The organism is Bradyrhizobium sp. CCBAU 25338, from assembly GCF_028128965.1.
GTDB classification, from domain to species: domain Bacteria; phylum Pseudomonadota; class Alphaproteobacteria; order Rhizobiales; family Xanthobacteraceae; genus Bradyrhizobium; species Bradyrhizobium liaoningense.
The window spans coordinates 674,105-687,275 of record NZ_LFKY01000002.1 but is presented as its reverse complement, the minus strand read 5'-3'; the positions used below and the strand labels follow the sequence as shown (position 1 = coordinate 687,275).

The 13,171-nt window shown below is 64.8% G+C and carries 12 protein-coding genes; 7 read left to right on the top strand and 5 right to left on the bottom strand.

All coding sequences use genetic code 11. The features are described from left to right. The first annotated feature begins 2 nt into the window (after window positions 1–2). The gene (gene pcaG / locus ACM42_RS04635; RefSeq protein ID WP_271526810.1) at window positions 3–629 is read left to right on the top strand and encodes a protocatechuate 3,4-dioxygenase subunit alpha; all 627 of its coding nucleotides are present in this window, start codon (window positions 3–5) and stop codon (window positions 627–629) included. A gap of 22 nt (window positions 630–651) precedes the next feature. Here the strand turns inward: pcaG and ACM42_RS04630 are convergent, their stop codons facing one another. Next, window positions 652–1,263 (bottom strand): LabA-like NYN domain-containing protein, encoded by a 612-nt coding sequence (locus ACM42_RS04630; RefSeq protein WP_271526809.1) that lies wholly within the window; start codon window positions 1,261–1,263, stop codon window positions 652–654. A gap of 352 nt (window positions 1,264–1,615) precedes the next feature. Beyond that, window positions 1,616–2,521, bottom strand: coding sequence for a helix-turn-helix domain-containing protein (locus ACM42_RS04625; RefSeq protein ID WP_271526808.1), 906 nt, complete (start codon window positions 2,519–2,521; stop codon window positions 1,616–1,618). A gap of 50 nt (window positions 2,522–2,571) precedes the next feature. On the opposite strand from ACM42_RS04625, the gene pobA reads away from it, so the two are divergent. After that, window positions 2,572–3,744: a 4-hydroxybenzoate 3-monooxygenase gene (pobA, locus tag ACM42_RS04620; protein WP_271526807.1), complete on the top strand. Its 1,173-nt coding sequence runs from the start codon at window positions 2,572–2,574 to the stop codon at window positions 3,742–3,744. Window positions 3,745–3,788: 44 nt separating this feature from the next. On the opposite strand, the gene ACM42_RS04615 is transcribed toward pobA, so the two are convergent. The 3 genes from ACM42_RS04615 to ACM42_RS04605 form a co-directional block, all read right to left on the bottom strand. Then, entirely contained in the window at window positions 3,789–5,939 is a 2,151-nt protein-coding gene (locus ACM42_RS04615; protein ID WP_271526806.1) for an adenylate/guanylate cyclase domain-containing protein, read from the bottom strand. 19 nt (window positions 5,940–5,958) lie between these two features. Then, window positions 5,959–6,627 (bottom strand): hypothetical protein, encoded by a 669-nt coding sequence (locus ACM42_RS04610; protein WP_271526805.1) that lies wholly within the window; start codon window positions 6,625–6,627, stop codon window positions 5,959–5,961. A gap of 242 nt (window positions 6,628–6,869) precedes the next feature. Then, window positions 6,870–7,946 carry an HD domain-containing phosphohydrolase gene (locus ACM42_RS04605; protein ID WP_271526804.1) on the bottom strand — a complete coding sequence of 359 codons (1,077 nt, stop codon included), beginning with the start codon at window positions 7,944–7,946 and terminating at the stop codon, window positions 6,870–6,872. Between the two features lie 251 nt (window positions 7,947–8,197). On the opposite strand from ACM42_RS04605, the gene ACM42_RS04600 reads away from it, so the two are divergent. Genes ACM42_RS04600 through ACM42_RS04580 form a run of 5 tightly spaced genes read left to right on the top strand, consistent with a single transcriptional unit; the run spans window position 8,198 to window position 13,154 of the window. Further along, window positions 8,198–8,521, top strand: coding sequence for an STAS domain-containing protein (locus tag ACM42_RS04600; protein WP_028178231.1), 324 nt, complete (start codon window positions 8,198–8,200; stop codon window positions 8,519–8,521). After that, complete coding sequence (locus tag ACM42_RS04595) at window positions 8,521–8,886, top strand: response regulator (RefSeq protein WP_239621677.1); 366 nt, start codon at window positions 8,521–8,523, stop codon at window positions 8,884–8,886. Before ACM42_RS04600 ends, ACM42_RS04595 begins: the two co-directional genes overlap by 1 nt. After that, the gene (locus ACM42_RS04590) at window positions 8,883–10,958 is read left to right on the top strand and encodes a chemotaxis protein CheA (RefSeq protein WP_271526803.1); all 2,076 of its coding nucleotides are present in this window, start codon (window positions 8,883–8,885) and stop codon (window positions 10,956–10,958) included. The genes ACM42_RS04595 and ACM42_RS04590 overlap by 4 nt, the downstream gene beginning before the upstream one ends. Then, the gene (locus ACM42_RS04585) at window positions 10,958–11,419 is read left to right on the top strand and encodes a chemotaxis protein CheW (RefSeq protein WP_271526802.1); all 462 of its coding nucleotides are present in this window, start codon (window positions 10,958–10,960) and stop codon (window positions 11,417–11,419) included. The genes ACM42_RS04590 and ACM42_RS04585 overlap by 1 nt, the downstream gene beginning before the upstream one ends. A gap of 37 nt (window positions 11,420–11,456) precedes the next feature. Further along, window positions 11,457–13,154: a methyl-accepting chemotaxis protein gene (locus tag ACM42_RS04580; RefSeq protein WP_271526801.1), complete on the top strand. Its 1,698-nt coding sequence runs from the start codon at window positions 11,457–11,459 to the stop codon at window positions 13,152–13,154. Window positions 13,155–13,171 lie beyond the last annotated feature (17 nt).

Genomic DNA, 13,171 nt, shown 5'->3' with positions numbered 1-13,171 from the left:
CCATGCCGCAGCCGCTCAACTATCTCAAGGAAACCGCCTCGCAGACGGCCGGGCCCTACGTCCATATCGGCTTGATCCCGGCGATGGCCGGCTTCGACATCTTCGAGAAGAACTTCTCCAACGTGCTGGTGACGCCGAACACCGCAGGTGAACGCATTACGCTGGAAGGCAAGGTGCTCGATGGCACCGGCACGCCGCTGCGCGACGTGCTGCTGGAGATCTGGCAGGCCAATGCGGCTGGGCGCTACAACCATCCGGCCGATCGCTCGGCGGGCGCGCTGGAGCCGGAGTTTCGCGGCTGGGGCCGGGCTGGTTCCGACTTCGAGAGCGGCCTCGTCACCTTCGAGACCATCAAGCCGGGCGCGATCACCGACAAGGCGGGCCGCAAATGCGCACCGCACATCAATGTCTGGGTCGTCGCGCGCGGCATCAATATCGGCCTCAACACGCGGCTCTACTTCTCGGACGAAGAGGCGGCCAATGCCGCCGATCCCGTGCTCAACCTGATCGAGCAGCCGACCCGTCGATCGACGCTGATCGCAACGCGCAGCGAGCGTGCCGGCAAGGTCGTGTACTCCTTCACGATCAATTTGCAGGGGCCGGAGGAAACGGTGTTCTTCGACGTCTGAGGTGCCAGCGGCCGTCCCCGGTTCATTCCACCCGGTCGCTCCGATTGATGGATCCGCGCGCGAGGAATTGCGGTGGCTGCCGCACCTCGCGCGATCCCGGCCGGTCGACCGGATCGCGCGCCACTTTCAGTTTCAGGTCTGCCAGGTCGATGAACACGTCCGCCTGCCGGCGCAGGTCGTCGGCGACCATGGGCGGCTGAGTGGAGAGTGTGGAGACGACCGTCACGCGGACACCGCGGCGTTGCAGTGCCTCGACCAGCGACCGAAAGTCCCCATCGCCCGAGAACAGCACGATCTGATCGACGTGTTCGGCGAGCTCCATCGCACTCACGGCAAGGTCGACATCCATGCTGCCCCTCACCTTGCGGCGGCCGGTGGTGGCGTCGACGAACTCCTTGGTGAGCTTGGTGACGACGGTGTATCCGTTGTAGTCGAGCCAATCGATCAGCGGGCGGATTGACGAAAACTCCTGATCCTCGATGACGGTCGTGTAGTAAAAGGCGCGCAGCAGCGTACCCCGGCCTTGAAACTCGCTGAGCAACCGCCTGTAATCGATGTCGAAGCCGAGCGCCTTGGAGGTGGCATAGAGATTGGAGCCATCGATAAAGAGCGCGATCTTCCCAAACGAAGACATTATGCACAAATCCCGAGTTCAACACGAAAGCTGACGGATCCAGCCGAAATGGCGCGATGTGTCGGCCGGAAAATACTGAAGGCGCCGATGGCTTGCTGAAAAGGCGGCGCAGACGACCGGACAGGGGCGGCCGCCTTGCGCCGAGGTTAGGGAGGTTCCATGCCACCAGCGCCAGGGCGCTGAATGCAGTCACGCTAAGGCGCGCGCATTCGCCGCTCAATTGTACGGAGGTAAAGGGCCTCTATCCAAAGGATAGCACCCCTTATACGAAGGTAAGTGGGGCGCGCCGGCAACCAACGCGACTGCGGCGTGGCCTCCGACCATCAGCGCGCGTGGTCTTTCGTCCGGTGGTTCAGCCTTCGCGGTCATGCAGCTGCGCGCGAAACGCGCGCGGCGATAGTCCCGTGGCGGCGGCATAGACCCGGCTGAAATAGGCGGGGTCCTCGAAGCCGAGGGCGTAGGCGATCGTCGAGACCGGCAGGTTGGTGTAGACGAGGTTGCGCCGCGCCTCGCGGATCAGCCGGTTGAGGATCAAATGCGAGGCGGTGTCGCCGGTCGCCGCCCGCGTGATCCGGTTGAGATGGGTCGGCGTGATCGACAGCGCGCCTGCGTAGTCCGCAACGCTCCAGCGCTCGAGATGGTGCTGCTCGAGCAGCGCCTCGAAGCGCCGGAATAGTCCGCTTTCCGCCGTGCCGTTGCCGCCGCTCTCTCCCGCAAGCGCGCGGGCCACAAGCCCGATCATGGCCGACGACAAGGCGCGGAGCACGTGCGCGCGGCCGAAATCGCGAGCGGCGTGCTCGGCGAAGATCTGCTTCATGGTGGCGCGGATCTGCGGCGTGCCGCGCACCACGGCCGATCGCGACAGCGGGCCGCGCAGACCCTCGGCGGCGAGCAGCGCCTCATCCAGAATCTCCGCCGCGATGGTCAGCACCCAGCCCTGGGTATCAGGCACGAAGCGGAAGCCGTGGACGTGGCCGACAGGCACGTTGACGATCTGCATCGGCCTCAAGGGCACCACGCGTCCGTCGAGCGTCGCCTCGCCGCCGCCGCGCTCGATCAGCAGCACCTGGTGCAGCCGGGCATGGCGATGCACGGCCAGCGTCCAGTCGTGCAGCACCGAGCGCGACGCGATCGTCTCGCAATGCACGACGTCGGGCAGATCGCCGGACTCGCCGAACAGATTGTAGACCCGGATCGCCGGGCCGGGGGCTGAGCTTCTCATGTTCGAATAGTACAAGACAATGGCAAAACCCTCCATCGGTTCGCAGCGCTGAATCTGCAAAAAAGTGCCGACGGGAGGATGCAAAAATGAAAGTTCAGGTCTGTATCATCGGCGGTGGGCCGTCCGGGTTGTTGCTGTCGCAGCTTCTGCACCTGAAGGGCATGGACACGATCGTGCTGGAGAAATACAGCCGCGATCACGTGCTCGCCCGCATCCGTGCCGGCGTGCTCGAGCACGGCTTTGCCAAGCTGATGCGCGAGGCCCAGTGCGGCGAGCGGATGGACCGGGAGGGGGAGATTCACCGCGGGTTCGAGATTGCCCATGACGGCGTGCTCTCCAAGATCGACCTGCACAAGCATTCCGGCGGCAATTCGGTGCTGGTCTACGGCCAGACCGAGTTGACGCGCGACCTCTACGAGGCGCGCGACCGGCTCGGCGGCAAGGTCGTGCACAATGCCGAGGACGTGACGCCGCACGATCTGACGTCGGACCGGCCCTACGTGACCTATCGCTCGAACGGTGAAACGATCCGCATCGATTGCGACTACATCGTCGGCGCTGATGGTTTCCACGGCGTCAGCCGCAGGTCGATCCCGAAGGACGTTCTGCGTGAATATGAGAAGGTCTATCCGTTCGGCTGGTTGGGGGTGCTGTCGCGCACGAAACCGGTGTCGCCCGAGCTGATCTATGTGAAGCACGAGCGCGGCTTTGCGCTCTGCTCCCTGCGCTCGCAGGTGCTCAGCCGCTACTACATCCAGGTGCCTTTGACCGACAAGGTGGAGGACTGGAGCGACGATGCGTTCTGGGCCGAGCTGAAGCGCCGCCTGCCGGAGCAGGTCGCCGGGCGCCTGATCACGGGGCCGTCGATCGAGAAGAGCATCGCGCCGTTGCGCAGCTTCGTCGCCGAGCCGATGAGCTATGGCCGGCTGTTCCTCGCCGGCGATGCGGCCCACATCGTGCCGCCAACCGGCGCACGCGGACTGAACAGCGCCGCTTCCGACATCTACTATCTCTACCACGCCTTGCTCGCGCATTATCAGAGCGGCGACGATTCCGGTCTCAAAGGCTATTCCGCCAAGGCGCTCGCGCGTATCTGGAAGGCACAACGCTTCTCTTGGTGGATGACGATGCTGCTGCACCGTTTTCCCGACCGGCTCGAATATGAGGATCGGCTGCAGCAAACGGAGCTGGACTATCTGCTCTCGTCCGAAACGGCGCAGCGCCTGCTCGCGGAGAACTACGTGGGGCTGCCGTTTTAGAGGCGACGATCTCTCTTTCACCCTCCAGGGGAAGGTAAGGGCCGCTACTTCCCTTCCAGCGTGTTGACTGGTGTCCAGTCCGGCGGTGGTGGATCTGAGATGAGCGCTCGCGCGCGTTCGGCAAACAGCGCCGACGCTGGATCGATCTTCGCGACCTGATCGAACGCGTCAGCGGCCTTCGCGAACTCCCGTGTGCGCCAGCATACCAGCCCCTCCGCATACGCCGCGGCCACCCTCGTCTGCTCGTCGCTCTCGGCGTCCTTCTCCGCCAGCGGCTCGAACACCCTGATGGCCTCGCCGCGCCCCATCACCCTGATCGCATCGAGTTCGCGCCAGGCGAAGGTGTTGCCGGTCTGCGCCATCGTGGTTTCCGACGCCATGATCGCGGTGCCGTAATATTTGTTGGCGCCCTCGAGCCGCGAGGCGACGTTCACGGTGTCGCTCATCACGGTGTAATTGAAGCGGCGCCGCGAGCCGATATTGCCGACCACGGCTTCGCCGCTGTTGAGTCCGATGCGATGCGACAGGCCGTGACCGGCGAAGGCCGGATGGCCGGCATTGAGCTCCGCCAGCTTCTCGTGGCACTTCAGCGCGGCACGAACCGCGTTGCGCGCGTGCGCGGGATCGTCGGCCGGCGCGCCGAACATGGCGACGATGGAATCGCCGATATATTTGTCGACGTAGCCGCCATGGCTTTCGATGATGTCGGTCATGGCGGAGAGATATTCGTTCATCAGCGTGACCAGCTCCACCGGCGTGATGGTCTCCGCGATCGAGGAGAAGCCGCTGAGATCGGAGAAGAACATGGTGACGTTGCGCATCTCGCCGCCGAGCGCCGGCATCTTGCCGGACGCCACCATGGTATCGATGACCTCGGGCGCGAGATAATAGGCGAAGCTCTTGCGGAGGAAGCGCTCGTCGCGATCGGCCAGCACGAATCGGTAGCCGATCATCATCGCCAGCGCGGCGAGGCTCGCCAGGGCCGGTTCAACAAGAGGCAGCGCCAGCGCATGCACGAACGCAGCGACGGCGAGGGCTGCGTAAACGGCGACGACGGCGAGCCAGGCGGTCACCGCGCCGACAGGTGCGAGCATGCAGGCCGCGCAGGCGATGATCGCCGCGAGCGCAATCGTGAGAACGGTCCGCGCGGCAAAGCCGAGCTCGGTCACCGCGTCTTGCTCGATCAGATTTCGGATCGCAGTGGCATGCACGAACACACCTGCGATGTCGCTACGGGCCTTCTGCGCGGTGCCGGCGCGAGCGGGCAGGGCGCATCGTGGCGCGGGCGAGCCGTCATAGCCGCCCGACAATCGCATCGAGGTCAGCTTGCGGTCCTCGAAGTTGAGGATGGTGCCGAGCAATACGACCTTGCCGTCGAAGCCGCGGCGGAAGAAATCGCGGTCGCCCTTCTCGGCGCAGGCGCGCAGGTCGGCGAAAGAATAGGTCGGGACGTCGCGGCCCAGGCCACGAAAGTTGAGCGTCAGCGTATTGGGCTCCGCGCTCGGAATCGCGTAGCCGGACAGCTCCATCACGCCGGATGGCCCGATCTCGGGTTTGGCGCCGAGTGCCCGCGCGGCGAGTTCGACCGCCATCGCGGGCACCGGCTTGTCACCGATGGAGAAGGTGAGCGGCATCCGTCGGATCACGTCGTCGGGGTCGGTATGGACGTTGAGAGCGCGGATATTGTTCTTCACCGCCAGCTGCTGCGCGCGGTAGGGCCTCTCCGGATGGTCGTTGCTCAGGATTTCGCCGAGCACCAGCTTGCCGGTGTCGGAGATCTGCCGCAGGGCTATCAGATAGTCCCGGTCAAAGCCCTTCATGCGCGTGCCGAGCGGCGCGTCGCCGAAGGAAATCTCGGATTGCTCGATCGAGCTCGGAAAGATGACGTCGAAGCCGATCACCTTGGCGCCGCCCTCGGCGATGCTCCCGAGCACCCGGCCGATCTCGCGCGTCCAGGTCTGGGTCGGCGATCCCTTGAAGGGCGGGGTGTCGTAGGTCTCTCCGTCGATCGCCACCACGACGACGGGCGACGTGGCGGGATCACGGCGATCGCCAATGACCTTGCCGCGCAGCGCCGTGAGGATGTCGAGGGAGAGACCTTGCAGCGTCTGAAGCGGCGGTGACGTGAAGATCGCGCCCGCAAGGAGCGCAATCAGGATCGTCGCAACGATGTCCCGCCTGCCGATCCGCCGCATCGCGCCTTCGCGGAGCCGCCTATTCGAGCCGCAGCAGGCGGCCGACGATCGGCGTCGGCGATGACGTCGCGCTGGCGTCGATCTGGAAGGCGTAGCGCTTGGCGCCGAGAATGGCGAGATAGCTGCCGCCGGGCGTCAGCGACTTCCCGGCTTTGGCGAAGTCATAGAACTTGCCGCCGACCATGGTCTCGTTTCTGAGTGGCACGGTGATCGTGGGCTCCTTGCCGTCGGTGCGCTCGATCACCAGCGTGCTCCCGCTCCTGGCCTGCACCAGCGGAGCGACCCCGTAGAGCGTCGGCAGCTTGGACGGGGCGCTCTTCGCGTCCGACCGCACGGTGCGGAAGGTCGTTGCGGCGCTCTGGTTCGCCTGGCGCTCCGACAGTTTTGCCGCATTGGTATCGCAGGGCACCTTCTCCCGCTTGACCTCGCCCAGCTGCACGGTGCTCTGCTCGGTGCCGACCAGAACGACGCCTTCGCTGATCGTCTCGCGCTCGCAGGATTTGAGGTAGCTGAGCGTGATGCTGGCCTTGGGCCCGAGCTTGATGATCTTGCCCGGCGCCACATAGTCCATGAACGCGATACCGTCGACCTTGCCCTGGACGTCCTCGACGATCGCGGCAGGAGTCTGCGCTAAAGCGGGGGCCGCAAGGAAGAACGCGCCGACACAGGCGCCAATCAGGCTTTTCATGGGAATTCTCATCCAATTCGACGATGCTCTGCCGCCCCGTCCCGGTTCAATGCCTAGCAGCAGGGCGTCCGGGCAAGTGTGACCAGAATCACTCTTGGTTATTGGTGCCACTCTAGCAGGAACAGGTTCAAACCGGCGACCGGAGAAAAATGAAGCCGCGGCAAGATGTTGGCGGATTGCCAAGGCGGTCGGGACGGCCCCGGCCGAATGGCCCTGGATCGAACCGCTCTCCGCCGCATTCACTACGACGGAGCGAGAGGGGCGTCGGTCCTCTGAAAAGGAGTCGTCCGCCGACCGGCGGCGATCTCGACCACCTCGTCCCAGCGCGACAGGAAGGCCTCGACGCAGGTCGGATCGAACTGCCGGCCCGCGTTCTCGACCAGGTAATTGCGCGCCGCCTCGAGCGGCATCGGCTCCTTATACGGCCGCCGCGTCGTCAGGGCATCGAAGACATCGGCGACTGCGACCACGCGTGCGGCGATTGGAATTTCATCCGCCTTGAGGCCGTTCGGATAGCCTGCGCCGTCCCAGCGCTCGTGATGTCCTGCGGCAATTTGCGCACCGAGCCGGATCAGCTCGCAGCTGGAATCGGCCAGGATCCGCTCGCCGATCGTCGCATGCGTCCGGATCACCGCCATCTCCTCGTCGGTGAGCTTGCCCGGCTTAAGCAGAATGTTGTCGGGAATGGCGACCTTGCCGACGTCGTGCAGGGGGGCGGCCAGATAGATGTCGCGGCAGAGCCGGGCCGGCAGCCCGAGCTGGTCGGCGATGATACGGCTGTATTTGGCGACCCGCAGCGTGTGCTCGCCGGTGTCGTTGTCGCGGTATTCGACCGCGAGCGCGAGCCGCAGGATGATCTCCTCCTCGCGCTCGCCGAGCTTTCGTGTCGCTGCTGCGACGTCGCTGGCCAGATGCGCGGCGCGGTCGTTGAGCTTGCGCACGGCTGCACCAAGCTGAACTAAATTCCGCAGGCGCACCGTCATCTCGAGGCTTTGTGGCTGCTTGGGTAGAAAATCGGTTGCACCGGCCTGCAGCGCTTTCATCTTGACGTCATCGGTCTGACGCGAGGTGATCATCGCGATCGGGATGTCGGTGCAGCCGGGAAGCCCGCGAAAGGCGCGGATGAAGCCGATGCCGTCCATATGCGGCATCTCGTAGTCGACCAGCACCAGATCGAAGGCGCGCTCCTGCGCGCAGGCCAGCGCCTCCACGGGATCGAGGAAGGTGGTGGCCTCGACCAGACCTTCAGCCTCGATGTGACGTTTCAGGAAGTTGAGGACGGAGCGGCTGTCATCAACCAGGAGCGCTTGGGTCAGCATTGGTGGCCGGGGCTCTCTTCACTGGCAAAGACACGAACCCCAGCCATAGCCCAAGCGAATTTAACGCGAAGCAAACGGCCGCACGGATGTGCACGTCTCGATGACATCTCAGCAGGTTGTGCACGCCTGCGTACAGTTGCGCGAATTCCGAACGAGTGTCACCCGTAGTTGTACGGATGCCCGTGTTAGGGGTTTGCTCACTCGATTCGCGTCAAACGAGTGTCGGAATTCTAGCAAAGGCGGGTGCAGCGATGGCGCTCAATCCCACGGAGCCGAAGTGGTCGTTGCGGTTGCCCGCCGATTGCAGCATCGCGGCCATTCGCAACGTCTATGAGCTCATTCGCGAGGCGTTCGGCCGCCAGGAGCGGCTCGAGATCGACTGTTCGAGCGTCGACAAGGCCGACGTGACTTCGATCCAGCTTCTGCTGTCGACCGCCAAGACGGGCGAGGCCCAAGGCCGCCCGGTGGTGCTCACATCATTCTCTCAGTCTCTGCGCAACACCCTTCGCCGCGCCGGCTTCGCCAGCGAGGCGATGATCGATCAGCACTTCCCGCAAAAGAAAGATGGCACCTGATGGCCACGATTCTTACCGTCGACGATTCCCCCAGCATCCGGCAGATGATCAAGGTCGTGCTCGAGCCGGCCGGTCACAACGTGATCGAGGCCGGCGATGGTGCGCAAGGACTCGCCAAGGCCCAGGCCGGCAAGCTCGACCTCGTCATCACCGACCTCAACATGCCCGTCATGAACGGGCTGGAGCTGATCCGCGCACTGCGCAAGCTCCCGAGCGCGATCGGCATGCCCATCGTGTTCCTGACCACCGAATCCAACGAGACGGTGAAGCAGGAGGCTAAGAGCGCCGGCGCCACCGGCTGGATCACCAAGCCCTTCAAGCCTGAGCAGTTGCTCGCCGTGGTCGGCAAGTTGGTGCGCACATGAGCGCAATGGACCCGACCGAGGTCTTTCGTCAGGAAGCCAGTGAGCTCTTTGAAGTTCTCGAAGGGGCCTTGCTCGATCTCGGCCAGCGTCCCGACGACCGCGAACTGGTCGATTCCGCCTTCCGCGCCCTGCATACGATCAAGGGCTCGGGCGCCATGTTCGGCTTCGACAAGGTCGCCTCCTTCACCCACGAGTTCGAGACCGCCTTCGACCGTGTCCGCAAGGGCGAGATCAAGCCGACGCAGGAGCTGATCTCGGTCGCGCTCGCCGCCAAGGACTATATCCGTGCGTTGATCGAGGATCCGCAGTCGACCGACGACATTATCGGCGAAGCCATTCTCGATGATCTCAAGCGCTTCGTCTCGGCCGACAGGCCTGGCGCTCCGGTCGTCGAGATCGCCGAGGCGCCGCCGCTGGCGCCTGGCGGGAGCAAGCAGGCCGGCTGGCACCTCTATCTGGAGTTCGAATCCCACATCCTGCGCAACGGCTCGAATCCGCTCGACCTGTTGGAAGATCTCTGCAAGCTCGGACCTTGCTTCGTCGTGCCTGTCACCGACGGCATCCCGTTCCTCGACGAGATGGAGCCGGAAGACTGCTATCTGAAGTGGGACGTCAAGCTGCACGCGGCCTGCGACAAGGACGCGATCGACGACGTCTTCATGTTCGTCCAGGACGAGTTGAAGCTCACCCTCTCGCCGCTCGAGCATGTCGAAGCGCCCGCGCCTGCACCGCTCTTTCAGCTTATCGACGAGGAGCCGGCGCCCATGGCCGAGATGCCTGCGCCCCCGGTCGAGCTTCCCGCCGCGCCGGTCGCCGAGCAGCCCGTCGCCAAGACCGAGCCCAAATCTGAACCGAGGCCGGAGCCGAAGCCCGAAGCCAAGCGCGAAGAGCGCGGCATTGCCACCGTCCGCGTCCAGGCCGAACGCCTCGACGAACTGATGGACCGCGTCGGCGAGCTCGTCATCGCCCAGGCGCGGCTGACCCAGCTCGCATCGTCCGGCTCCGACCTCTCGATCAAGATGATCGCCGAGGAGATCGAGCGCCTCGCTTCCTCCTTGCGCGACACCACCATGGGTGCCCGCATGGTGCCGATCGGCTCCTTGTTCGGCCGCTTCCGCCGCCTCGTGCACGATCTGTCGCGGGATCTGTCCAAGCCGGTCGAATTCGTCACCACAGGCGAGGATACCGAGCTCGACAAGACCATGATCGAGTGCCTGGCCGACCCGCTGGTGCACCTGATCCGCAATGCCATCGACCACGGCATCGAAGACACCGCCACGCGCGCTGCCAATGGCAAGACCGAGCAGGGCCGGATCGAGCTCGCCGCCGTCCACTCCGGCGCGCAGGTGCTGGTCACCGTGAAGGACAATGGCGGCGGCCTCAACACCGCGCGCATCCGCGCGAAGGCGGAGGAGCAGGGGCTGATCGCGGCCGGCGCCGTGCTGACCGATCACGAGATCCACCAATTCCTGTTCCACCCGGGCTTCTCGACCGCCCAGACCATCTCGGCGCTGTCGGGCCGCGGCGTCGGCATGGACGTGGTCAAGCGTACCATCGAGAACATGCGCGGCACGATCGATTTGTCGACCAGGCCGGGACAAGGCACCACCGTGACGCTGCGCCTGCCTTTGACGCTCGCGATCATCGAGGGCCTCCTGATCCGCGTCGGCGAGGGTCGCTACATCATTCCGCTGTCGGCGGTGGAGGAGTGCGTCGAGCTGACGGCCGAGGACGAGCGTTCGCGCGGCCGCAACTTCCTCAATGTGCGCGGCAACCTCGTCCCGTTCTTGCGGCTGCGCGAGATCATGTCTTCGTCGGGTTCGCCCGACAAGCACCAGAAGACGATCATCATCTCCACGGGCGAGACCCGCGTCGGCCTCGTCGCCGACCAGATCATCGGCAACCACCAGACCGTGATCAAGTCGCTCTCCAAGCTGCACTCCGACGTCACGATCTTCTCCGGCGCGACGATCCTCGGTGACGGCACGGCGGCTCTGATCCTCGACGTCGCGCAGCTGGTCTCGCTGGCGCAGTCGAAGGTCGAGAAGCAGCATATCAGCGAGGCGGCGTGATGAACGGGAATTTGGCGGGCGAGGATCAGTCCGTCGCAATGCAGGTCGTGATGATCGGCCTCGGCGAGGAGAAGTTTGCGCTCGACGCGGGTCTCGTCCGCGAGATCATCGATCCCGTTCCCGTGACCAAAGTTGCGGGTGCGCGCGCCTTCGTTCCCAGCGTGATCAACGTGCGCGGCAACGTCATTCCGCTCGCGGACCTGCGCATCCGCTTCGGCATGCCGCAGCTCGACAACTCGGCCGACACGCGCATCGTGGTCATCGAGCTCGAGCTCGACGGCGAGCCCGTCCTGGTCGGCCTCACCGCCGACAAGGTCTACGAAGTCACGGAAATCGCGCAGACCGACGTGCAGCAGACGCCACGTGTCGGCATGCACTGGAAGCCGGAGTTCATTCGCTTCATCGCGAAGTGGCGTGAAGAGTTCGTCATCGTTCCCAACATGGAACGCATTCTGAATTGAAATGAGGTCTCGGGGGCGAGATCTGTAGGGGCTGGAAATGAGATTTACCGTCAAGGCAAAGCTTGCCACCGCGTTTGGCTTGGTCATCGTCCTGTCCGGGCTCGCGGGCGGCGTGGCCTACATGAAGCTCGGCGACATGATGGCCACTGCCGACAGCATGGTCCTGCGTGCAAACCGCATGGAGAAGGCGACGCAGATCGAAAAGGATATTCTGCTTCAGCTGCGCGCCGAAAAGAACGCAGTTCTTGGAACGGAAGCTCAAGCCGAGCAGTTTGCCGCTGAGGCCGCGAGGCTTCGCGAGCAAGCGACGAAGACCAGGGATGAGGTCTACACGCTGGCGAGCGAGGGGGGCCGGAAGCTGCTCGACAGCTTTGCAGCCACCTACGCGAAGATGAATACGTACCAGGAAGAGACGTTTCGGCTTGCGAAGACTGACAAGCCCAAGGCCATGGAGCGCTCGATGGGTGACGGCCGCAAGGTCGTCGCGGACGCGATGGAAGCCATGGGCGCCTACGTCGTCAACACGAAGAAGCAGATGGCCGAGCAGGCGGTCCAGTCCAAGGCAGAGGGGCACCAGGCCCAATTCCTGCTGATGACGTTGATCGGCATCTCGCTGGCGGTTGCTATCGGGGCCGCGCTCTGGATCTCCATCTCTATCAGCCGTTCGCTCGGAAGGGCTGTTGGCCTTGCGGGCGCGGTCGCGGAGGGCGATCTCAGCCGGACCATCCCCTCGGCGAGCAACGATGAGATCGGAGATCTCGTCAGGTCGCTGAACGTGATGGTCGAGAAGCTTCGGCAGATCGTCACCGAGGCGATCACGGCGGCGCAGAACGTCTCGGCCGGCAGCCAGGAGCTGTCCGCCAGCGCCGAGCAGCTCTCGCAGGGCGCGACCGAGCAGGCTTCGTCGGCCGAGGAAGCCTCCTCCTCGATGGAGGAGATGGCCTCCAACGTGAAGCAGAACGCCGACAACGCCAACCAGACCGAGAAGATTGCGGCGCAATCGGCCAAGGACGCCGAGGCCAGCGGTGTCGCCGTCGGTCGTGCCGTCGAGGCGATGCAGACCATCGCCGAGAAGATCACGATCGTGCAGGAGATCGCGCGCCAGACCGACCTGCTCGCGCTCAACGCCGCAGTGGAAGCGGCGCGCGCAGGCGAGCACGGCAAGGGCTTTGCGGTGGTCGCCTCCGAGGTGCGCAAGCTCGCCGAGCGCAGCCAGGCGGCCGCGGCGGACATCGGCACGCTCTCGACCGAGAGCGTCAAGGTCGCGCAAGAGGCGGGCCAAATGCTGTCCAAGCTCGTGCCCGACATCAAGAAGACCGCGGAGCTGGTGCAGGAGATCACCGCGGCCTGCCGCGAGCAGGACGTCGGTTCGGCCCAGATCAACCAGGCGATCCAGCAGCTCGACAAGGTCGGCCAGCAGAACGCCAGCGCGTCCGAGCAGGTGTCCTCGACCTCGGAGGAGCTCGCTTCGCAGGCCGAGCAACTCCAGTCCACCATCTCGTTCTTCCGGATCGAGCACGCGGCACGCAAGGAGAATGCCGCGGCCGAGCCGATCGACCGCGCCGTCGGTCAGCTCCGGGCCAAGGCTGCGCACATGGCGGCTGTGGATCGCGACACCAAGAAGCCGGCCCCCGTTCGCAAGCCGGCGCGCGCGATGAAAGTCGCCGGTGGTGGTGGCTTCGCCTTCGACATGCATGACGGCGAAGACGACCGCGACGCCGAGTTCCAGCGTTGATCAGCCGGTCCGGCCGT